Source organism: Mycolicibacterium vinylchloridicum (genome assembly GCF_013404075.1).
Taxonomy (GTDB): Bacteria; Actinomycetota; Actinomycetes; order Mycobacteriales; family Mycobacteriaceae; genus Mycobacterium; species Mycobacterium vinylchloridicum.
Genome location: NZ_JACBJQ010000029.1, coordinates 37,840 through 58,019, shown reverse-complemented (window position 1 = coordinate 58,019; position 20,180 = coordinate 37,840). Strand labels below are relative to the sequence as shown.

At 65.6% G+C, this 20,180-nt stretch carries 22 protein-coding genes; 8 read left to right on the top strand and 14 right to left on the bottom strand.

Going from position 1 to position 20,180, the window contains the following annotated elements; genetic code table 11:
• Positions 1 to 83 precede the first annotated feature (83 nt).
• Complete coding sequence (locus tag HPC46_RS22315; RefSeq protein WP_179473969.1) at positions 84 to 998, top strand: 1,4-dihydroxy-2-naphthoyl-CoA synthase; 915 nt, start codon at positions 84 to 86, stop codon at positions 996 to 998.
• A gap of 123 nt (positions 999 to 1,121) precedes the next feature.
• Positions 1,122 to 2,228, top strand: coding sequence for an NDMA-dependent alcohol dehydrogenase (locus tag HPC46_RS22310; RefSeq protein WP_179473967.1), 1,107 nt, complete (start codon positions 1,122 to 1,124; stop codon positions 2,226 to 2,228).
• A gap of 54 nt (positions 2,229 to 2,282) precedes the next feature.
• Here HPC46_RS22310 and HPC46_RS22305 read toward each other — a convergent pair whose 3' ends face one another.
• From HPC46_RS22305 to HPC46_RS22280, 6 genes are all read right to left on the bottom strand, one after another.
• The gene (locus HPC46_RS22305; protein WP_179473965.1) at positions 2,283 to 3,437 is read right to left on the bottom strand and encodes a helix-turn-helix transcriptional regulator; all 1,155 of its coding nucleotides are present in this window, start codon (positions 3,435 to 3,437) and stop codon (positions 2,283 to 2,285) included.
• A gap of 14 nt (positions 3,438 to 3,451) precedes the next feature.
• Positions 3,452 to 4,900, bottom strand: a complete 1,449-nt coding sequence (locus HPC46_RS22300; RefSeq protein ID WP_179473963.1) for an aldehyde dehydrogenase — start codon at positions 4,898 to 4,900, stop codon at positions 3,452 to 3,454.
• A 238-nt stretch (positions 4,901 to 5,138) separates the two neighbouring features.
• On the bottom strand, positions 5,139 to 5,834 hold the full coding sequence (locus HPC46_RS22295) for an SDR family oxidoreductase (RefSeq protein WP_179473961.1): 696 nt from the start codon (positions 5,832 to 5,834) through the stop codon (positions 5,139 to 5,141).
• Positions 5,831 to 6,742 (bottom strand): alpha/beta fold hydrolase, encoded by a 912-nt coding sequence (locus HPC46_RS22290; RefSeq protein ID WP_179473959.1) that lies wholly within the window; start codon positions 6,740 to 6,742, stop codon positions 5,831 to 5,833. The genes HPC46_RS22295 and HPC46_RS22290 overlap by 4 nt, the downstream gene beginning before the upstream one ends.
• Before the next feature lie 79 nt (positions 6,743 to 6,821).
• Positions 6,822 to 7,646, bottom strand: coding sequence for an SDR family oxidoreductase (locus HPC46_RS22285; protein ID WP_179473957.1), 825 nt, complete (start codon positions 7,644 to 7,646; stop codon positions 6,822 to 6,824).
• A gap of 4 nt (positions 7,647 to 7,650) precedes the next feature.
• Positions 7,651 to 8,064, bottom strand: coding sequence for a DUF4345 domain-containing protein (locus tag HPC46_RS22280; RefSeq protein WP_325096734.1), 414 nt, complete (start codon positions 8,062 to 8,064; stop codon positions 7,651 to 7,653).
• 112 nt (positions 8,065 to 8,176) lie between these two features.
• Here HPC46_RS22280 and HPC46_RS22275 point away from each other — a divergent pair, with 112 nt between their 5' ends.
• The gene (locus HPC46_RS22275) at positions 8,177 to 8,791 is read left to right on the top strand and encodes a TetR/AcrR family transcriptional regulator (protein WP_179473955.1); all 615 of its coding nucleotides are present in this window, start codon (positions 8,177 to 8,179) and stop codon (positions 8,789 to 8,791) included.
• Here HPC46_RS22275 and HPC46_RS22270 read toward each other — a convergent pair.
• Positions 8,760 to 9,776 (bottom strand): NADP-dependent oxidoreductase, encoded by a 1,017-nt coding sequence (locus tag HPC46_RS22270; RefSeq protein ID WP_179473953.1) that lies wholly within the window; start codon positions 9,774 to 9,776, stop codon positions 8,760 to 8,762. The genes HPC46_RS22275 and HPC46_RS22270 overlap by 32 nt on opposite strands.
• Before the next feature lie 83 nt (positions 9,777 to 9,859).
• Positions 9,860 to 10,441, bottom strand: coding sequence for a TetR/AcrR family transcriptional regulator (locus tag HPC46_RS22265; RefSeq protein ID WP_179473951.1), 582 nt, complete (start codon positions 10,439 to 10,441; stop codon positions 9,860 to 9,862).
• A 91-nt stretch (positions 10,442 to 10,532) separates the two neighbouring features.
• On the opposite strand from HPC46_RS22265, the gene HPC46_RS22260 reads away from it, so the two are divergent.
• The 5 genes from HPC46_RS22260 to HPC46_RS22240 are packed head-to-tail and all read left to right on the top strand — an operon-like array spanning position 10,533 to position 16,067.
• Positions 10,533 to 12,020, top strand: a complete 1,488-nt coding sequence (locus HPC46_RS22260; RefSeq protein ID WP_179473949.1) for an amidase — start codon at positions 10,533 to 10,535, stop codon at positions 12,018 to 12,020.
• A 20-nt stretch (positions 12,021 to 12,040) separates the two neighbouring features.
• Complete coding sequence (locus tag HPC46_RS22255; RefSeq protein ID WP_179473947.1) at positions 12,041 to 13,285, top strand: NADH:flavin oxidoreductase/NADH oxidase family protein; 1,245 nt, start codon at positions 12,041 to 12,043, stop codon at positions 13,283 to 13,285.
• A complete protein-coding gene (locus tag HPC46_RS22250; protein WP_325096733.1) occupies positions 13,282 to 14,181 on the top strand; it encodes an SDR family NAD(P)-dependent oxidoreductase in 900 nt (299 codons plus the stop codon). The genes HPC46_RS22255 and HPC46_RS22250 overlap by 4 nt, the downstream gene beginning before the upstream one ends.
• Before the next feature lie 27 nt (positions 14,182 to 14,208).
• Entirely contained in the window at positions 14,209 to 15,168 is a 960-nt protein-coding gene (locus tag HPC46_RS22245; protein ID WP_179473934.1) for an enoyl-CoA hydratase/isomerase family protein, read from the top strand.
• On the top strand, positions 15,165 to 16,067 hold the full coding sequence (locus HPC46_RS22240) for an alpha/beta hydrolase (RefSeq protein ID WP_179473932.1): 903 nt from the start codon (positions 15,165 to 15,167) through the stop codon (positions 16,065 to 16,067). The genes HPC46_RS22245 and HPC46_RS22240 overlap by 4 nt, the downstream gene beginning before the upstream one ends.
• 7 nt (positions 16,068 to 16,074) lie before the next feature.
• Here HPC46_RS22240 and HPC46_RS22235 read toward each other — a convergent pair whose 3' ends face one another.
• Genes HPC46_RS22235 through HPC46_RS22210 form a run of 6 tightly spaced genes read right to left on the bottom strand, consistent with a single transcriptional unit; the run spans position 16,075 to position 20,179 of the window.
• Positions 16,075 to 16,800 (bottom strand): hypothetical protein, encoded by a 726-nt coding sequence (locus tag HPC46_RS22235; RefSeq protein ID WP_179473930.1) that lies wholly within the window; start codon positions 16,798 to 16,800, stop codon positions 16,075 to 16,077.
• A 13-nt stretch (positions 16,801 to 16,813) separates the two neighbouring features.
• Complete coding sequence (locus HPC46_RS22230; RefSeq protein ID WP_179473928.1) at positions 16,814 to 17,089, bottom strand: cytochrome C oxidase subunit IV family protein; 276 nt, start codon at positions 17,087 to 17,089, stop codon at positions 16,814 to 16,816.
• Positions 17,089 to 17,715, bottom strand: coding sequence for a cytochrome c oxidase subunit 3 (locus HPC46_RS22225; protein WP_179473926.1), 627 nt, complete (start codon positions 17,713 to 17,715; stop codon positions 17,089 to 17,091). The genes HPC46_RS22230 and HPC46_RS22225 overlap by 1 nt, the downstream gene beginning before the upstream one ends.
• 30 nt (positions 17,716 to 17,745) lie before the next feature.
• Positions 17,746 to 18,540 (bottom strand): SDR family NAD(P)-dependent oxidoreductase, encoded by a 795-nt coding sequence (locus HPC46_RS22220; RefSeq protein ID WP_179473924.1) that lies wholly within the window; start codon positions 18,538 to 18,540, stop codon positions 17,746 to 17,748.
• Between the two features lie 17 nt (positions 18,541 to 18,557).
• Positions 18,558 to 19,340 carry an enoyl-CoA hydratase/isomerase family protein gene (locus tag HPC46_RS22215; RefSeq protein WP_325096732.1) on the bottom strand — a complete coding sequence of 261 codons (783 nt, stop codon included), beginning with the start codon at positions 19,338 to 19,340 and terminating at the stop codon, positions 18,558 to 18,560.
• A 26-nt stretch (positions 19,341 to 19,366) separates the two neighbouring features.
• On the bottom strand, positions 19,367 to 20,179 hold the full coding sequence (locus HPC46_RS22210) for an enoyl-CoA hydratase/isomerase family protein (RefSeq protein ID WP_179473920.1): 813 nt from the start codon (positions 20,177 to 20,179) through the stop codon (positions 19,367 to 19,369).
• Between the last annotated feature and the right edge of the window lies 1 nt (position 20,180).

The following is a 20,180-nucleotide window of genomic DNA, read 5'->3' as shown; positions in this document are numbered from 1 at the left end:
GGCGGGCGAACTTTCATCCCCCAAAAGAGGGGACTGCCGCCAGGTCGAAACCCTCGCAACGAATCTGGGCCTATGTTCGCACCGTGACTGACAACCCGTTTGACCCGTCGCTGTGGGTGCCCGTCGAGGGCTTCGAGGATCTCACCGACATCACCTATCACCGGCACATGCTCAACGGCGTCGGACAGCCGACGGTCCGAGTGGCATTCAATCGTCCAGAAGTGCGAAATGCCTTCCGCCCCCGATCCGTCGACGAACTTTATCGAGTGCTCGATCACGCCCGGATGTCGCCGGATGTCGGAGTGGTCCTGCTGACCGGGAACGGGCCGTCGCCCAAGGACGGTGGGTGGGCGTTCTGCTCCGGTGGCGATCAACGGATCCGTGGCCGAAGCGGATATCACTACGCGTCAGGGGAGACCGCCGATACCGTCGACGTCGCGCGTGCCGGACGGCTCCACATCATGGAGGTGCAGCGACTGATCAGGTTCATGCCGAAGGTGGTGGTCTGCCTGGTCAACGGATGGGCTGCCGGTGGCGGACACAGCCTGCATGTGACGTGTGACCTGACCTTGGCCAGTCGCGAGCATGCCAGGTTCAAGCAGACCGATGCCGACGTCGGATCCTTCGACGGCGGCTACGGCAGCGCGTACCTGGCCAAGCAAGTGGGTCAGAAGTTCGCTCGCGAGATCTTCTTCCTCGGTGAGGCGTACACCGCTCAGCAGATGCATGAGATGGGTGCGGTCAACCGCGTTGTCGACCATGCCGAACTGGAGAACGTCGGTCTGCAATGGGCCGCGGCCATCAACGGCAAATCCCCTCAGGCTCAACGCATGCTGAAGTTCGCGTTCAACCTTCTCGACGACGGTCTGGTTGGTCAGCAGATCTTCGCCAGCGAGGCCACCCGACTGGCTTACATGACCGACGAGGCCGTCGAGGGGCGCGACGCGTTCCTGGAGAAGCGCACACCTGATTGGAGCCGGTTTCCGCGCTACTTCTAGGGCGATTCGGTACAGCCAACCCAAAGCGGACACCAAATACACCCCTTCAGGGAGATGCCTCCCGGCCGTCGTCGGGGTGACGATGGCCTCACGAAGTCCCGGTATTGAGTCGAGAGGTGCGCCGTGCGGACGAAGGCTGCTGTCCTGTGGGGAACTGGCGAGAAGTGGCAGGTCGAGGAGGTGGAGCTCGATCCGCCCAAGGAGGGCGAGGTTCTGATCAAACTGGTCGCCAGCGGTCTGTGCCACTCGGATTACCACCTGGTCACCGGCGACATCCCGGTTCCGCTGCCCTACGTCGGCGGCCATGAGGGCGCCGGCATCGTGGCCGACGTCGGCCCCGGCGTCACCGACGTCGCCGCGGGCGACTCGGTGGTCCTGAGCTTTCTGCCCGCATGCGGGAAGTGCTCGCACTGTGCGCGGGGCATGACCAATCTGTGTGACCTTGGTGCGCACATCATCCAGGGCCCGCAGCTCGACGGAACGTACCGATTCCATGCCCGCGGACAAGGCCTGGGCCAGATGTGTCTGCTCGGAACCTTCTCGGAGTACACCGTCGTGCCGATGGCTTCGGTGGTCAAGGTCGACGCGGGCAGCCCGCTGGACCGTGCCGCGGTAATCGGCTGCTGCGTTCCCACCGGGTACGGCAGCGTCGTGAACACAGCCGGCGTGCGTCCCGGTGACGCCGTCGTGATCATGGGTATCGGCGGCATCGGGGCCAATGCTGTGCAAGGCGCCAAGGGTGCCGGCGCGCGCTACATCGTGGCCGTCGACCCCGTCGAATACAAGCGTGCCAAGGCCATCGAGTTCGGTGCCACCCACACCGCCGCCAATGTCGCTGAGGCGCAGGCACTCATCACCGACCTGACGCGTGGTGTGATGGCCGACGCATGCGTCATCACGACCGACACCGCCGAGGGCGCGTATGTCGGTGAGGCACTGAGCCTCGTGGGTCGGCGCGGGAAGGTGATCGTCACCGCCATCGGTCATCCCACCGAGCTGACCATGGACGGATCGCTGTTCGAACTCACGCTCTACGAGAAGTCGATCCACGGCTCACTGTTCGGTTCGTCGAACCCCCGCCACGACATCCCCAGGTACCTGGAGATGTACACCCTCGGTGACTTGAAGCTCGACGAGCTGATCACCACCGAGTACACGCTCGACGACATCAACCAGGGCTACGAGGACATGTTGGCTGGTCGCAATATTCGCGGAGTGATCCGGTTCTAGTAGATTCGCACGAATGCGGGGCGCTCGATGAGCGCCCCCCATTCGTGCGTGTGACTAACCGGCCTTGGCGGGGCCGGCGGCCGAGGTGAGTCGGTGATACCGCGCCACCGCCTCAGTCCGGTTGGTGGCGCCCAGCTTCCGCAGAATGTGCTTGACATGGGACTTGACTGTGCCTTCGGTGACGAACAGGCCGACGGCTATCTGGGCATTTGTCTTGCCCGAAGCCAGGTTCCGCAGCACGTCCCATTCGCGTGGCGTCAGACGCTCCCCGCGTTCGTCGGACAGCATCGACCCCTGGCTCCTGCCGGCCTCGGCGGGGGGGTCGAGACTGAGTTCGGCGCTCTCGAGGACATCGGCGGTGAAGTCGTCGGCGATGGCGTTGACTCCGGACAGATAGTCGGCAGTGGCCCGCCGCACCGCCTGCAGCCGCTCCATGAGCTGGGCACGCTCGATCGCCATGCCCAGGCCCTCGGCGTATGTTCCCAATATGTAGCGGTCGAATTCGTCTACGGCGCAATCAATGTCGCGATCCGCGTGCATCATCGCAACGGGAACTCCCCACGCGGTGATCGGTGCGGCCACGTAGCCGATGGTGCCGGTATATCGGATGAACTCGGTGTGCACCCGCGGGTTCGACTGCGGATCACAGACGACCACCGGAGTGCATCGACGCACCATCTCGCTTTCGATCAGCGGTCCGTTGAGCTGACGGGGATTCGCGCGCCCGATGGCGACGATCTCCTCGCCGAATTCCGGATCATCGACGGCGAACGCCGTCCTGGCCATCCAGGTGCCCTGCTCGATCTTGGAGAACAGCGCCCTTCGGAAGCCGATCCGTCGTGCTTCGATAGGCGCACGCTCGGCAAGCACCCCGGCCGAAGGTGCGTTTCGCAGCGCGGACAACGCATCCCGAACTCCGAGCGCGACTTCGGCGCGCTGCTGGATGAGCGCGTCCTTGACGTCCGACTCGACGGAGACCGTGCCCAGCGCCAGGGCAGCGGCTTTGACTTTGGGCACGCCGGTGGATTCCTCGGCCCCGCCCTCCAGAGCGTGGAGTAGTGCCTGGCGGGTGGTCTTCAGTGCGGTGTTGCTGGCCTGAAGATCGCCGTCGGCAGGCAGTGGGCACAGATCATCGATCGACAGTAAATCGCTTGTAGCACTGATAATCTCGCGGGTTCGCTCGACCTCGTGCGTGGTGTCTGCAGACATGGTGTCCTCTATTCCTAGGCCGGCGGCAAGTAGATCGACTTGTAGACCTGGAATGCGGCCAGTCCCTCGGGCCCCATTTCACGGCCCATGCCGCTCTCCTTGATTCCGCCGAAGGGGGCTACCGGCTCGTTGACGTAGTGGTTGACCCCGATGGTGCCCGAGCGCACTTTGCGGGCGATATCCGTCGCGCGCTCGGTGTCGGCCGACCAAACCGTCCCGCCGAGACCGTAATTGGAGTCATTGGCGATCGCGACGGCCTCGCTCTCGTCGCCGTATGGGATCACCGACAGCACCGGCCCGAAGATCTCCTCGCGAGAGATCGTGGCGTTGTTGTCGACATCGGCGAACACTGTGGGCTCGACGAACCAGCCCTGGTCCAGTCCCGCGGGCCGGGAACCACCTGTGGTCAACCGGCCTTCTTCTTTGCCTTTGGCGATGTAGCCTTCCACACGCTCGCGTTGCCGACTCGACACCAGCGGGCCGATCTTGGTCTCGGGGTCCAGCGGATCCCCGATGGTCAGTGATCGGGCCAGATCGGTGATGGTGTCGACGATTTCGGTGTAGCGGCTGCGCGGTGCCAGCACCCTGGTGTTCAACCAGCAGATCTGGCCGTTGTTGAGCAACGTGGCGCCGAAGAACGCCTCGATCGATGCGCTGAGGTCGGCGTCGTCGAGCACGATGGCCGCGGACTTCCCGCCCAGTTCCAGTGTCACCGGACGGAGAAGGCGTCCGCACATCTCGGCGATGGCACGGCCCGCGGCGGTGGAACCGGTGAACGACACCTTGTCGATGCCCGGGTGTGACACCAGGTAGGCGCCGAGGTCGCGGCCCCCCGGGACGACGTTGAGGACGCCGGGTGGCAGCCCGGCAGCAACTGCCGCCTCGGCCATCAGGAAGGCATCGAGGACGGTCTCCTCCGCCGGCTTGAGCACCATGGTGCAGCCGGCCGCGAGCGCGGGTGCAATTTTCAGGAACGAAATGCCCTGCGGGACATTCCACGGCACGATCGCACCGACGACACCCACCGGCTGACGCGACACCAGGGAGGTGCCACCGAGCATGCCCTGGCGTTCCTCCTCGATCGGGGCACTGTTCATCACGTCGCTGTAGTACCGGAGCAGCAGGGGAGGAAAGGCCGTCTCGAATTGGTGGGCCAGCCAGATGGGCATTCCGTTTTGCATCGACACCCGGGCGGCGGTCTCGGCGCCACGCGCGTCGAGCTCGGCGGCGAACTGCTCCAACGCCTCGCCACGCTGCTTGGGGTGCCAAGAGGCCCAGCCATCGGGATCGTCGAATGCCCCCCTCGCGGCCGCGACCGCGGTGTCGACGTCGGCCTCGCTCCCGCGCGGGACCGAACCGATCAACTCCTCTGTGGTGGGGGAATGAACGTCGATTGTGGCCACGGTTGCCGGATCGGTCCACTGACCTCCAAGGTAGAGCTGGCGGTAGTCGATCGCTGGCATCGGTGCCTCCTGTAAGTGACGTCGCCGATCTTCGGCAAATATGTGATCGCTGTCACCGTTCAGGGTGCCGCGACGCCCCGTAAAGTTCAATTCTTATTATGGTCAGACCGAAAAGATCCCTCTATCGGCGTACCCCCAAAGGGGGAGGAGTCGATCTGGAATTGGGCCGGCAGTCGAACCACGACGGCGGCGGCGACGGCCAGAGATGCGCTCTGTCACACGAGGACGTCGCGATACGTCACCCGCGTAGCCGCTCACCGATCGACAGGTTCATGTGTGCGCGCACCTGGCGGGTCATCTCGTCCGCCAAAACCTCGTCAGCGCCGGACTCGATGCCGTCGAGCACCTGGCGCACGACGTCCGCGGCGGCGGCTTTCGGGCTATCCGCAAACGCGGCCATGTCGGTGTCCACTAGTCCCACGTAGACGCCCACCACCTGCACGCCGCGCGACCCCAATTCGAGCCGCATCGAGTCGGTGGCGCTCCACAACGCGGCCTTCGTCACCCCATAGCTCGCGCCGACGGGCATCCACGCGAGCACCGAGGCCACGTTGACGATGGCGCCGGACCTCGCTGCGATTCGATCGGCGAAGGCCGCCGCAGTGGCCAGCGGACCGAACAAGTTGGTCTCCATCTCCTCTCGGAGTGCAGAGGAGTCATGATCGAGCACCGAAGCCCCGCGGGCGATGCCGGCGTTGTTGATGAGAACGCTGACGTCGGGGGCTGTCTGGGCGGCGTTGGCGACCGATGCTGCGTCAGTGACATCGAGCCGGAGCGCAACGACGCGTGGGTCTTCCACCTTGACTGCCCGCGGAACACGGGCACCGGCATAGACTTTCGTGGCTCCCCGGTCGAGAAGCTGCGCTACGTATTCGCGGCCCATGCCCCGATTGGCTCCGGTGACCAGCACGGCCTGGCCGGCGAGTGAGGTCATGAGTTCACCGATCCCAGAAATTCGAGTGCCTCCGGAACGAAGCGTTGGTGGGCTTGGAAGATGCCACCGTGCCCGGCATCGGAGTAGATGCGCAGAGTGGCGTTGGGTAGGCGGTGGGCCAGGTCGTAGGAGTTGCTTGTGGGCACCATGCGGTCGTTGTCGCCGTTGGCCACGAGTACGGGCTGGTGGATGCGTGACAAGTCGGCGGGTGTCTGCAGACCAAAGGCGTGAATCGCTTTGAGCTGCTGACGGAATGCTCCGATCGCCATCGCTTTGTCCCGATCGTTCGTGCGCTCCTTCAATCGCTTGATGAACGCGCGCGCCTCGGATTTTCCGTGCTTCGTCCTCGTGAAGAAGAGAAGTTCCTTGGGGTCCTTGAAGGTGGCGTAGGCGTGCAGTGTGTCAAGGTAGGTCAGTCTCGTCACGTCGGCGATGCCTTCGCCTCCGGCGGGTCCGGTACCGGCGAGGATGATCTTGCGGACGAGTGCGGGTTCCTGTTGAGCGATCACTTGCGAAACCATCCCGCCCAGCGAGAACCCCAGTAGGTCGACCTGATCGAATCCCAGCGCGCGGATGAACGCCACCGCGTCGTGTGCCATCGCCTCGACGGTGTCCGGTGTCTTGCCCGCCGAACCGCCGACGCCGCGGTTGTCGAAGGTGATCACGTGGTGTTTGGCCGCGATGCCGTCGACAACGCGGGGATCCCAGTTATCGAGGTTGGCGGCCAGGTGGTTGAGGAAGATCACCGGTATGCCGGAATCGATGCCCAGTTCCCGGTAGACGAACTGCGTCCCGTCCACCGACACCGATTTCGTCGGCGCATTCCGGTACGACGTGCCGTCTTTGCCGGCGCTCGCTGCGTGTGTGTGGTGTGCCGCTTCGGGTCGGGTGCCGCGCTTGTCTGTCATGATCTCTCCTCAACGTATACCGATCGGTTTGTTTCTGATGTGGCGTCGCTCACCGGCAAGGCGGTGTCGCCGGGGCCCGTCATTTCGATGTGGTTGCTGCAGCCAGCGCTGCATCGCTGACCGCGGTCGGCGTGATTGCGATGGCCGCTTTCTGGGTGCGGCTGACCAGATCCAACAGGTAACGGCGTTTGGGGCGCCTCGATGTCAGCGCGTGCTCCACTGCCTTCGTCACCCTCTTGGGATCGGCGGCAAGCTTCTGCATACGTCCCAACAACTTCCGGCTCCCGGCCAGGTGTGAGGCATACAGTCGGCGGTGCTCGTCACTGAGTTCGGCGGTCATCCGGTCGTAGTCATCGAGCACGTCAGCCCACATATCGGTACGGATCGGTCCCGGCTCGATGAGCGAAACGCGAATCCGCCACGGCCGCAATTCCATCCGGAGTGCATCGGCCAGGGACTCGATCGCGTACTTCGAAGCGGTATAGGCGCCGGTGCCCGGTGTGGTGATCAACCCGCTGACCGAGGACATGAACACCACCCGGCCTCCAGCTGCCCGAATGCTTGGCAGTACCGCCTGCGTCACCGCGATCTGCGAGATGACATTGACGTCGAGCTGTCGTACCAGATTGTCGAGCGACAGTCCCTCGATCGGCCCGTTGACGATGATGCCGGCGTTGTTGACGACGCCGTCGAGCTCGCAGGGAAGGTGTTCGGCAAGTGCTGAGATCGCAGAGCGGTCGGTGATGTCGAGCGCAATCGGGTGGACATTCGGCAAGCGGCCGAGGCTGCTCAGGGCGGCGTCGGATCGAGCGGTCGCGTAGACGTCCCAGCCTCGCCGGCTCATGTGCTCGGTGATCGCGAGGCCGATTCCTCTGCCTGCGCCGGTTACCAGTGCGGAAGGCATTTGCTCACACCGCCTTTGCGGATTGGCGCCGCTGCCAGGAGAGCAGGATCGGCACTCCGATGGTCTCGAGGGCGATCGCCCCCACGATCGCGGGATGCGGCCGGCCGCGTTGTCTCCAGGAGACGATCCGCGCCAATCCGCCGACTGCGACAGTGGACAACGCGAATGTGGCGGCAGGAGATCGATCGATACGTCCGAGCTCCCGCAGGATCGTGACGCCCGCGGCGAACTTGAACACGTTGGCATAACGCAGGGCGCTGTCGACGGTCGGAACCACATCGGGTGAACCCCCGGGCACAGCCTGGGGACCGCGCAGGATCTCACCCAATACACTGCCCATCGGTATCGCCGAGAGAATTCCCAGGGTCCACTGCAGCGCCGCGCGGTTGGGGCCGAGGGTGTGATGAGAGGTGGTCACAGTGGCGGTCTCCTCGTAGCTGATGCGTCCGGATGTAAACCGATTGGTGTACTTCGATGGCCGACGCTACACGGCCGCGGCCAAAAGGTAAACCTATCGGTATGCTTAGGTCATGAACGCAGATGTCGCGGAGCGTAGAACTCCTAAGGGGGCCGGTACCGGCGGCGGGCGAGGGGCGCGCCAGCGCATCGTCGCGGCCGCTATGAAGTTGTTCTACCACGAGGGCATCAACGCGACTGGAGTGGAGCGATTGGCCACCGAAGCCAGTGTGTCCAAACGTACTCTCTACCAACATTTTCCGAGTAAGGATGCGGTGGTCGAGGAGTATCTGAGGTTCATTCAGCAGCACGTGGGTGATCCGCTGCGGCCCGGGCCGGACGATCTGCGGCGGACTCCGCGGGCACGCATCCTGGCGCTGTTCGAAACGCCGTCACCGGATGGACAGATGCGGGGTTGCCCGTTTCACAATGCGGCCGTCGAGGCGGCCGAGGCCATGCCGGAGATTCACGAGATCGTGAAGGAGCACAAGCGCAACTACATCGACGGTGTGGCGCGGCTGGCCAAGGAGGCTGGAGCCGGCAATCCCAAACTGCTGGCCAACCAACTCGCCGTGCTGTACGAAGGTGCTGCCGCCCTGTCGACGTCCTTGGACGATCCGGCTCCCTGGACGCACGCGCGCAAGGCTGCGCAGACGCTCATCGATCTGGCTGTTGCTTCACAGCGATGACTACCTTGCCCTTTGTCCGTCCGGTTTCGACGTAGGCCAACGCCTCGTTGGTCGCCTCGAAATCGAAGGCCCTGTCCACCAGCGGCCGGATGACACCCGATTCGATCAGGCCGGTAATCTCTTGCAGTTGCTCGCCATCGGCTCTCATGAACAGGAACGAGTACCGCACACCCAGCCGCTTTGCCTGGGCTCGCACTCCGCGGCTCAACGCCCGCAGCGCGAGTCCGACGAACCACGGCGCTCCGACCTGTTCGGCGAAGGCGGGGTCCGGCGGCCCGGAGATGGAGACGAGGATTCCGCCGGGCTTCAGAATCCGAAGGGACTTCGTGAGGGCTGCGGTGTCCTGGCTGTGCAATACGACGTCGTAGCCGCTCAGTTCGGTCTCGAAGTCTTGTGACTTGTAGTCGATGACCACATCGGCGCCGAGCCCCCGGACCAAGTCGAAGCTGGCCGGGCTGCAGGTTGTGGCCACGGTCGCACCAAGATGTTTGGCGAGCTGGATCGCCACGGTGCCGACGCCACCGGAGCCGGCCTGGATGAAGACCTTCTGGCCCGCGGTGAGGCGCGCCGTCTCGATGAGCGCTTGCCATGCGGTCAGCGCGACGAGCGGTATCGAGGCCGCCTGTTGGATCGTGAGGTTGGCCGGCGCATGCGCGACGTCGCGCTCGTGTATAGCGATGGATTCGGCGAACGTGCCAATCCGGTTCGTGTCAGGCCGGGCATAGACGGTGTCGCCAGGCTTGAATGCAGATACTTGCGAGCCGACCTGTGTCACGACGCCGGCGACGTCATTGCCCATGATGATCGGCAACTTGTACGGCAGAACGAGTTTGAACTCTCCATCGCGGATCTTGGCGTCTACGAGATTCACACCGGCGGCATGGATCTCCACCACTACGTCGTGCTGGCCTGCGCGCGGAGCGTCGACATCGGTCAGCGTCAGTCGGCCGTTCTTGCGGTAGTGGTCGAGGACAAAGGCCTTCACGCGCTGACCCTTCCCGTCGTCGGTACACCGAATGGTATACCGGAACGGTACTCCGGCTCGGAGAAGAAGTAAACTGATCGGTGTTATTTCACCTTGCGGCGGCTGCGCGACGACGTTGGTCGATGTGCCGCGATGAGTTCCTCGAGGTGGTGGGAGACCTGCTCGAGTGGCTTCGTCGACCGCGCTGCGCGGGCAAGGATGACTGCCCCCTCGACCGCGGCGACGATGGTCGTCGACAATGATTCGGCGACCGAGGGGTCTATTCCGTCTTCTGTGAGCGACGTGGTCAGCAACTCGGCCCACTGCGCGAACACGTCGGCGGCTGCAACAGCGGCCTCGGGCGCTTCGTCACGACCGCACGCTGCCGCCACGATTGCGCACCCGTTCCGGAAGTCGTTGCCAACCAGCGCATCGCACCACATCTGGGTGAATGCCGCGACCGGATTGGGCTGGTCCAGGTAGGCGCGAAGGACGGTTGACATCTCGTCGCCGGCGGATTGGGTTGCCGCAGCGACGAGTTCGGACTTCCCGCCCGGAAAGTTCAGATAGATGGATCGTCGCGTCACGCCACTGGTTTCGAGGATGTCGGCGATGCCAGTTCCTGCAACGCCGTGACGTTGCATCAGTTCCGCTGTGGCGGCCGTGAGCCGATCGCGTACCCGCATGGCTTGCAATATACCATTTGGTCTACTACCGTCCCTTTCTGAAATACACCGATCGGTATACCGCCGCGGTTCACCTCGAGAAGGGCGTGCCATGTCAGCGACGATCTCGGACAGCATCGTCTGGCTCCCGGCCGCCGACCAACTGGCCGCACTGGCTGCCACGGACGTCTCGAGTGCCGAACTGGTCGAGCTGTATCTGGCCCGCATCGAGGCCCACAACAAGTCCCTCAACGCCATCGTGACCGTCGACACCGACGGGGCGCGGCGCTCTGCGCGGGAGGCCGACGCGGCGCGGGCGCGTGGCGACCGACTCGGCCCCCTGCATGGGCTCCCGATCACCGTCAAGGACAGCTACGAGACAGCCGGGATTCGCACCGTGTGCGGCCGGCCGGACCTGGCCGATTATGTGCCCATCCAGGACGCCGAAGCCGTCAGCCGATTGCGTCGCGCGGGCGCTGTCATCCTGGGCAAGACCAACCTTCCGACCGGAAATCAGGACGTCCAGGCCAGCAACCCGGTGTTCGGCCGGACCAACAACCCGTGGGACACCGCGCGCACGTCCGGCGGCTCGGCCGGCGGCGGTGCGGCCGCGACCGCGGCCGGCCTGACGAGCTTTGACTATGGGTCGGAGATCGGAGGCTCGACCCGCATCCCCGCTCACTTCTGCGGCCTTTACGGTCACAAGTCGACATGGCAATCCGTGCCGTTGGTGGGCCATATCCCCAGTGCGCCTGGGATTCCCGGGCGTTGGGGAGAGAGTGACATGGCCTGCGCCGGCGTACAGGCCCGCGGACCCCGTGACATCATCGCCGCCTTGGAGGCGACGGTCGGGCCACTGAACCCCGACGGTGGGTTCTCCTACACTCTGGCCCCGCCGCGGGCCACCGCGCTCAAGGATTTCCGGGTGGCGGTCTGGGCCGACGATCCAAACTGTCCGATCGACGGCGACGCCCGACACGCCATCGCAGAGACTGTTTCGGTCCTGCGCAATGCCGGCGCCCGCGTCACCGAGCACCCGGCCACCATTCCGATCGACCTGGCCGAGTCCCACAAACTCTTCCTCAGCCTGGTCTTCGCCGCCTTCTCCGTCGACCGGTCGACGATCAGCCCGCGCTCGGCCGGTGCCTTGGCGATGCGCGCGATGCGCAATCCTCACGGCGACGCCGCGGCTGCGCTGCGGGGGACCACGCAGAGCCATCGCGGCTGGCTGTTTCGCGATGCCGCGCGTCGCGAGATCGCAAGTCGCTGGGTCCGATTCTTCACCGAGTTCGACGTGCTTCTGCTGCCAGTGACGCCCGGCGCCGCACCGCCCCATCACGACAGCGACCACGATCTGTTCGGTCGCACGATTCTGGTTGACGGTGTGCAGCGGTCCTATTGGGACCAGACCAAGTGGAACGCGCTGGCCAACATCGCCGGCACTCCCGCGACGACGATGCCCGTGAGCACCAGTGCCGGCGGCCTGCCCGTCGGCGTGCAGGTGATGGGGCCGCCGGGCGGCGACCGCACCACCATCGAGTTCGCCGCCCTGATCGCCGAGGCGCTGGGCGGCTACCGCGTGCCGCCGCAATACCGATGACCCCTTCGAAAGGACCTGTCATGACCGCACTGTCCGATCCACTGACCTTGCCTTGTGGCCTGGTGCTGCCCAACCGGATCATGAAAGCCGCACTCAGCGAGGGGATGGCCAACAAGCGTCATGCGCCCGACGAGCGACTCGAACGTCTTTACTCGACGTGGAGCAAGGGTGGATACGGCTTGATCATCACGGGCAACGTGATGGTCGACGGCACCCAACTCGGCGAGCCCGGCAATGTGGTGATCGAGGATGAGCGCAACCTGGACGCGCTGTCCCGCTGGGCCAAGGCCACCAAAGACGGCGGGGTGCCGATCTGGGCGCAACTCAATCATCCGGGCCGGCAGTCGAATCCGCTCGAACTGGGTGCGGTACCGGTTGCCCCCAGCGCAGTTCCACTGGCCATGCCCGGCTCGCCCACACCTCGTGCCCTCACGACGGTTGAGATCGAGGACATCATCGAGCGGTTCGCCGTCGCCGCCAAAGTCTGTGAGACAGCGGGCTTCGACGGCGTACAGATCCACGGCGCGCACGGTTACCTGGTCGCCCAATTCCTGTCACCGCTGTCGAATCGGCGCGAGGACGAGTGGGGCGGCGACCCGGCGCGACGGATGCGCTTTCTCGTCGAAGTGGTGCGCCGCATCCGTTCGCGAGTGTCACCCGGCTTCGCGGTGGGACTCAAGCTGAATTCGGCGGACTTCCAGCGCGGTGGATTCACCGAGGACGAGTCCCGTGGTGTCCTGACGGCGCTCGCCGGCGAGGGCCTCGACCTGATCGAGGTGAGCGGCGGAAGCTACGAACAGCCGGCCATGATGGGCGCCGCCGCGGACAGCACGCGGGCGCGCGAGGCCTACTTCCTCGAATACGCGCGCACGGTGCGCAGCATCGTCGGTGACGTCCCGTTGGCGGTCACCGGCGGATTCCGGTCGCGATCGGCTATGCAAGCCGCGGTCGACAGCGGCGAATGTGACGTCGTCGGTCTCGGCCGGCCCACGGCCACCACTCCGGATGCGGCCGATGCCATCCTGAGCGGACGCACCGCGGCGCTGGCTTCGCATCAGAAGCGCTTCGGGATGCGCAGCGTCCTGGGCAGGGTGACCGATCTGAAATCGCTCGACGGCTTTCTCGACATCAGCTGGCATGCCGATCAGCTGCATCGGGTGGGTGCCGGGCTGCAGCCGGACCTGGAGCGGGGCCGCATCGCCACCACGCTGGCGATGTTGCGGCGCAACGGCCGTGCCTCGTTCGGCCGCAAGCGGGGATTGTGAAGACGCTGAGGCGGCGTGGCGGGAAGCGCTACCCCCTGGCCGGCAAGGTGGTGCTGATCACCGGCGCCGGACGGGGCCTCGGAGCGGCCACCGCCAATACCCTCGCTCGACGAGGGGCGCATGTCGTGGTGGCCGACATCGACCAGCTCTCGGCGCAGCGGGTGGTCGCGACGCTGGCGCATGCTCGCGGATTGGCGCTTGAATGTGATGTGACACGGCTTGATTCGGTCCATGACGCGGTGACGCGGACGATTGAGGAGTTCGGCGGTGTCGACGTGGTGATCGCCAACGCCGGAATCATGGGTCGCGGCGCCACGCTACGCGCGTTGGAGCCCACCGAGGTCGGACAGGTCATGTCGGTCAACGTCGCAGGCGTCGTCAACACGGTGTCGGCCGCGATGGAGTCGGTGATCAGTCGACAAGGCCAGATCGTCCTGATCAGTTCGGTATTCGCGTTCATCAACGGGGCCGGGGTCATCCCGTACGCGATGAGCAAGGCCGCGGTGGAGCAACTCGGCCGCGGGCTCGGCGTAGAACTGGCCCGCCACGGCGCCTCAGCCATGACGGCGTACTTCTCGCTCATCGATACCCCGATGATCCGCACTGGCCTGGATGCCGACCCGCATGCGCTGACGCTGATGCGAGCCCTGCCCGAATTCGTCGGCCAACGCATTCGGCCACACACCGCCGCGACCGCGATCGTCGACGGGATCGAAGGCAGAAAAAGTGCCGTCGTGATCCCGAAGCGCTGGTCGCCCATTGCCGTCCTGCGCGGGGTCGCCGGACCGCTCGTCGATGCGAAGCTTGCGCGGGACGCCGGAGTTCAGGAAGCGCTGGCGCGCATGGACAATGCGCGCTCTGCAGGTGAATTCACGCATTCACCCACTTCGCCCTAGCCGCGCTCACAAGGGATGGATATTTCAATGACGGACGAACCCACACTCACAGTGGAAGACCGCGGAGCCGTTCAGGTTGTGCGGGTCGACGGAGGTCGGCATAGCCTCTTCGGTGTCCAGATCGCCGACCAGCTCGACGAGTTGGTGACCCGTGTCGACTGCGATGCCGGGGTACACGCGGTGGTGTTCACCGGCTCACGTCCGGGACGGTTCGTCAGCCACGCGGACGTGCGCTGGCTTCAGGAGGAAGGTGCCGCTGTACCGGAGCTGGGCCGCCGCGGCGCCTCGGCGGTGGCGCGGCTGGCCAGAGGGGTGGGCCGTGCGCATGTGCCCGAATCGGTGCTGCGCCGGACTCCGCTGCGCGGCGCAGCACAGCTTGACCGCCTTCACGACACGTTCCTGCGCATGAACGCCAGCGGCGTCATCTTCGTTGCGGCATTGAATGGTTCGGCCTTGGGCCTGGGCGCGGAGTTCGCCTGGGCATGCGATCTTCGGGTGATGGCCGATGGTGATTTCTTCATCGGTCAGCCAGAGGTGCTGCTGGGTATCAATCCCGGCGGTGGCGGCACTCAGCGGCTGACCCGGCTGGTCGGCACCCACCGGTCGTTGGTCGCGATCCTCGAGGGCAAGCCGTTCACCCCCGCCCAGGCTCTCGCCTATGGGGCTGTCGATGAGGTCGTGGCGACCGATGAGGTCGTCGACCGTGCGGTCGAACTGGCCGGTCACTTCGGAAGGCGCACGAAGGGGGCGATTCAGGCGATCAAGCGGTCGGTGTACTTCGGCGGCTCGATGTCGCTGGCGGAAGGGCTGCACGTCGAGCGCACCGAGTTCCTCGGCACCGACCAGTCCAAGGAGGGGCAGGAGTTGATGCTGCGGTACCTCGCCACCACCGACGCCACCGGTGAGTTGCCGCTCTATGACCGCGACACCTACGCACAAGCCCTGGAACTGGGTCAGGTGCCTGCCGTTGCGGCGGCGAAGCGATGAGCCCTGTGCACTCGTTCACCCGGCGGGAGGTCTCGTTCACCTCCGGCTCGGAGCACTGCGCCGCCTGGCTCTACCTGCCGACCGGGGTCGAGTCCCCGCCGGTGGTGATCCTGGGTCACGGCCTGGGCGCAACCAGGGAAATGCGCCTGGACGCCTTCGCCGAGCGCTTTGCGCAGACCGGTATCGCCGCCGTTGCCTTCACCTACCGGCATTTCGGTGACAGCGGCGGCGAACCCAGTCAATTGCTTTCGATCAAACGCCAACTCGCCGACTGGGACGCTGCGATCGCGTGGGTCAAGAATCGGACTGACGTCGACGGCACCCGCATCGCCGTCTGGGGTACTTCCTTCGGCGGTGGCCATGCCATCAGAGTGGCCTCGCGCCATCCCGAATTGAAGGCGGCAGTCGCCCAATGCCCGTTCACTGACGGCCTGGCCTCGTCGCTCGCGCTGGGGCCCAGAGCGTCACTGAGAATACTTCCCGCGGTGGCGAGGGATTTGGTGGCATTGATCCGGCATCGTGCGCCGGTCATGGTTCCACTGGCCGGCCCCCCGGGTTCGGTTGCCCTGATGAACGCCCCGGACGCTCTGCCGGGCTATCAGGCTCTGCTGCCCGAGCACGCGACATTCCGCAACGAGGTTGCCGCCAGGGTCGCGCCGACCATCATGGGCTACCGGCCCGGACGCGACGCGAAGAAGATCGGCTTTCCAATTCTGTTCTGCATCAGCGATACCGACTCGGTGACTCCGCCGGAGCAGTCGCTGAAGTACGCCCGCACCGCGCCGCGAGGGGAAATCAAACGTTACGACCCCGGCCACTTCGCGTTCTATCTCGGCGAGCCGTTTGAACAGCTGGTAGAAGATCAGGCTGAGTTCCTCACCAGAACGCTCGGGCCGTGACGCTGTGTCAGGCGGCCGATTCGGCGATCGCCTCTCCAACCGGCGCGCGCTTGAGCTCCTTGAGCATGAAGAAGGTCGTCACCGTGATGTAGCAGCCCCAGACCGCGACGGGCATATAGAAAGCCAGCAACCCGTGGTAGGCGAACGGCCCGCTCTTGAAGAATGCCGGACCCGCCGCGGTGAAGATCGCCAGTGCGCCGGCCAGCGTGAGCCAGGTGAACCATCGCGGGATCATCGGTTCCGGTCGGTCATCCATCAGCTCCACGATTCCGGTCGCGGCCATCTCGATGGCCAGATAGATCCAGCCCAGCAGGAAGGCGAACCACGCCCAGTCGTACCACGCCTGGATGACGTCGGCGCCGAACTCCGGCCGGTAGGCGGCCACGATCCACGCGCAGCAATTGAAAAAGACGATCAGCGAGATGAACACTCCGCACACCGCCGTTGTGTACGACCACAGCGGTTGGCGCCCTTCGATTTTCGACAGCATGATGCCGAACGCGATGGAGCCCGGTGTGAGAATCCCGGCCGCGACATAGAACAGCGTGCAGCCGACGATCACGCCCCACCGATGCGTCTCGGTGAACCACACCTTGGTGGCCTCCAGTCCCAGATCCGCCCGTGCGGGGGCGAAGAAGTGGGCGATGCCCAGCCAGCCGATGGCGGTGAGGGCGACGAAGGCCCAGTTACACCACAGTCCGATCTTCAGTGATGTCGTTCTCTGTGTGTTCACGAATACACCTTTCTCATAGGATGTTTGGGGCAAGTAACCACATGCCGAGAATCAGGGCGACGACCACGGCGAGCCAGCCTTGGAAGGCGATCCGCACCCGTATCGGGCCATGCCGGAGTTCCATGAAGTCCAACATCACGAATCGCACTTTGACCGCAGCGATGAGGAATATCCCGGTCACGGCGACGGCGGGACTGAACAGATCCGAGGACAGCCCCCAGGTCGTCATGGCCGTCAACACCATCAGCGCGAGCCACACCTTGGTGACCCGTTGATGCAACGCCGACATCAGGCCGCCCTCATCAGATAAAGCAAGGGGAACAACAGGATCCACAGCAGGTCGACCAGATGCCAGAAGGACGCCACCGATTCCGGCAGGGCCCGGTTGGTGTTGCTGTAGCGGCCGCCCCTGGATCGGGACCACACGTAGGCCAACAGCCCGGTGCCCAGGATGACGTGAATGAGATGGAGCCCGGTCAGGGCGAAGTACCACATGAAGAACGGGTTCGTGGCGGGCGTGATGCCGGAGGTGATCTTCTGGGCGTACTCGAACGCCTTCGACACCATGAACAGCGCGCCGGTGAGCATCCCCGCCAACAGGTACCGCGGAACCCGTTCGGGGCGTTCGCGTTTCAGCGCCTCGATCGCCAGGGCCACCGACCACGAACTGGTCAGCAGGATCAGGGTGTCGACTCCGCCGAGGTTCATGTCGAGGGTTCGGCGCGAGGCTTCGAAAACCCCTGGGGCGTGCAGTCTTTCCTGCATGAAGCTCGCAAACAGAACCGCGAAGAAGACGCAGTCGGCGCCGATCAGGGCCCAGATGCCCGCCACCCCGGGCAGGCGGCGGTTCGCAGGTCGCGCGATGGTACCCGAGGCGGATCGGCACGCCGCCTGGCTGTACCGCTCGAATTGCATTGCGCCGCCTGCTTTCCACTCTGTTCGGGGTCAGGCCGCCGAGATGCCGCCGTTGACGCTGATCGCCTGTCCGGTCAGCCGCGCCGCTGCGGGGCTGCACACGAAGACCGCCAGGGCCGCGATATCGTCGGCGTCCGGCACCCCGAGGGCAGCCTGCTTGGCGGCGCTGGCGAACAGTTTCGCGCTGAACCCGTCGGTGGTGATCCGTTCGGTGGACGCTGTGCCGTGCACCAGCGACGGGGTCAGCGCGTTGGCCCGGATGCCGTGGCGCTTCTCCTCGATCGCGATGGTGCGGGTGAACATCACGATCGCGGCCTTGGCCGCCCCGATCATGGCCTCACCCGGGGTCGCGGTCTTGGCGGCGTCGGAGGCGACGTTGACGATGATGCCGCCGCGCCGGGCCCGCATCCCGGGCAGTACCGCGCTGGCCATCTGCATCGACGGCGTGGCCAGTTCGTTGAGGATGCGGCTGATGTCGGTGATCGGGATGTCCTTGAACAGCTCCGGTCTGACGTCGGCGGCGGTGGTGCACATCAGGATGTCGATCCCGTCGAGCAGCTTGTCGGCCTCGGCGGCCACGGTCGACGCGGAGGAAGAGTCGGTGGCGTCGCCGGCCAGGAAGTGCGCGTCGGTCCCGAGGGCGCGCAGTTCGGCGGCGGCTAGCTGACCCCGTTCGCAGTTGCGCCCGACGATGACGATCCGAGGTACTCCCGCCTCGGCGAGGCCGCGGGCGGTGGCCAGCCCGATACCGGCCGTGCCGCCGACGATCAGTGCACCGCACTCAGCCAGGCTCTTGGCCGGTGGGAGTTCGTTCTCAATGGTCATTGGTTGCCTCCGTTGCGCTACAGGGTGGTTCGGCAGACCGCTTGGCTGCGGTTCTCCAGTTCGAGGGCGGCCAGGAACGAGTCGATCTCCGCGTTGCGGATCAGGGAATTCTTCGTCGCGCGGATGCCCTCGGCGCCGTTCTCGGCGATCGCCTCGGCCAGTTCCACCGCCGCGGCCACAACATCGCCGCCGCCGCCGGCGACGATCCGGTTCGCCAGGCCCATTCGCACGGCCTCCTCGGCCTTGACCGTGCGCCCGGTGAACGCGATCTCCGCGGCGCGGGCCGGACCGACGACCCGCGAAAGGTGCCAGGACGCGCCCAGTTCGCCGATGGACAGGCCGACGCGGACGAAACCGGCGCTGAAGCTCGCCGAGCCGGCGGCTATCCGGATGTCGGCCGACAGCGCCAGTGACAGTCCGCCGCCGGCGACGGGGCCGCTGATCGCGGCGATCACCGGGCAGGGCAGAGCCCGCAGGCCCGAGGTGCCCGCCGAGGCGGTGTCGACGAGCTCGTTGAACTCGGGGATGGTCATCCTGGCGATGACGGCCACTTCCTCCAGGTCGAAACCGGTACAGAACGTCGCCCCGCCGGCCCCGGTGATGACCAGGGCCCGCAGCGGCGCTTTCCGCAGAGTGTGGGCGTACCAGGCGATCTCGCCGAACATTTCGACCGTCTGGGAGTTGCCCCGGTCGGGCCGATTGACCGACATCACGGCGATGCCGGGACGCGGTTCGGCGATGGTCAGGGTCTTGGCCTGACCCAGCTCGTCGAGGATCTCGCCCATCGGTCGGGTGGACACCCGATTCCATCCGGTCGGCATCGGCCTCACGCGCCCGTGAAGTGGGGAGCGCGCTTTTCCCGGAACGCGGCCAGCGCTTCGGGCATGTCGGCGCAGCGAGTGAGCAGGGCCTGCCCGCGGCTCTCCAGTTCAAGGGCGGCGGCGAACGAGGTGATCTCGAGGTTGGACTGCAGCGCCCGTTTGGAGAGTTTGATCCCGCCGGGGGAGTTTGCGCAGATCTGGCCGGCCATCGCCAGGGCGCGATCGAGCAGATCGTCGGGACCGGTGACCGCGTTGAGCAGGCCGAGTCGCTCGGCCTCTTCGGCGCCGACGGTCCGTCCGGTGAAGGCGATCTCGGCGGCGTGCGCCGGTCCGATCAGCCGGGGCAGCAGCCATGAGGCGCCCAAATCGCCTGCGGACAGCCCGATCTTGACGAACGCGGCGTTGAACTTCGCGGTGGGTGCGCCGAGCCGGATGTCGGCCATCAGGCTCAGCGAGAACCCGCCGCCGGCTGCGGCACCGTTGACGGCGGCGATCACCGGCACCGGGATCGCCCGAACCGCGGCCAGCGCGCGTGCGGCGCGATTTTGCTGGTCGAACATGCCCAGCGCGGAGAGGTCCGGCAGGCGCTCGGCGTCATCGAGGTCGTATCCGGCGCAGAACCCCGCACCTGCGCCGGTGAGGATCACCACTCGAATGTCGTTGTCGTCGCTCAGCTTTCGGGCTACGACTTCCAGTTCGTCGAACATCGTGTTGGTCATCGCATTGAGCCGATCGGGCCGGTTCAGTGTGACCAGCGTGATCCCCGGGGCCGGTTGGGTAACCAGCAGGGTCCCGTACTCCGCGGACTTCTCTGTCATT

What these genes read in the sequence shown, in the direction of transcription:
- HPC46_RS22275 (WP_179473955.1), top strand. Translation starts at nt 8,177, where the DNA reads ATGAACGCAGATGTCGCGGAGCGTAGAACTCCTAAGGGGGCCGGTACC.
- HPC46_RS22230 (WP_179473928.1), bottom strand. Translation starts at nt 17,089, where the DNA reads ATGTCGGCGTTGCATCAACGGGTCACCAAGGTGTGGCTCGCGCTGATG.
- HPC46_RS22265 (WP_179473951.1), bottom strand. Translation starts at nt 10,441, where the DNA reads ATGCGGGTACGCGATCGGCTCACGGCCGCCACAGCGGAACTGATGCAA.
- HPC46_RS22260 (WP_179473949.1), top strand. Translation starts at nt 10,533, where the DNA reads ATGTCAGCGACGATCTCGGACAGCATCGTCTGGCTCCCGGCCGCCGAC.
- HPC46_RS22210 (WP_179473920.1), bottom strand. Translation starts at nt 20,179, where the DNA reads ATGACAGAGAAGTCCGCGGAGTACGGGACCCTGCTGGTTACCCAACCG.
- HPC46_RS22240 (WP_179473932.1), top strand. Translation starts at nt 15,165, where the DNA reads ATGAGCCCTGTGCACTCGTTCACCCGGCGGGAGGTCTCGTTCACCTCC.
- HPC46_RS22305 (WP_179473965.1), bottom strand. Translation starts at nt 3,437, where the DNA reads ATGTCTGCAGACACCACGCACGAGGTCGAGCGAACCCGCGAGATTATC.
- HPC46_RS22300 (WP_179473963.1), bottom strand. Translation starts at nt 4,900, where the DNA reads ATGCCAGCGATCGACTACCGCCAGCTCTACCTTGGAGGTCAGTGGACC.
- HPC46_RS22290 (WP_179473959.1), bottom strand. Translation starts at nt 6,742, where the DNA reads ATGACAGACAAGCGCGGCACCCGACCCGAAGCGGCACACCACACACAC.
- HPC46_RS22285 (WP_179473957.1), bottom strand. Translation starts at nt 7,646, where the DNA reads ATGCCTTCCGCACTGGTAACCGGCGCAGGCAGAGGAATCGGCCTCGCG.
- HPC46_RS22255 (WP_179473947.1), top strand. Translation starts at nt 12,041, where the DNA reads ATGACCGCACTGTCCGATCCACTGACCTTGCCTTGTGGCCTGGTGCTG.
- HPC46_RS22225 (WP_179473926.1), bottom strand. Translation starts at nt 17,715, where the DNA reads ATGCAATTCGAGCGGTACAGCCAGGCGGCGTGCCGATCCGCCTCGGGT.
- HPC46_RS22245 (WP_179473934.1), top strand. Translation starts at nt 14,209, where the DNA reads ATGACGGACGAACCCACACTCACAGTGGAAGACCGCGGAGCCGTTCAG.
- HPC46_RS22220 (WP_179473924.1), bottom strand. Translation starts at nt 18,540, where the DNA reads ATGACCATTGAGAACGAACTCCCACCGGCCAAGAGCCTGGCTGAGTGC.
- HPC46_RS22295 (WP_179473961.1), bottom strand. Translation starts at nt 5,834, where the DNA reads ATGACCTCACTCGCCGGCCAGGCCGTGCTGGTCACCGGAGCCAATCGG.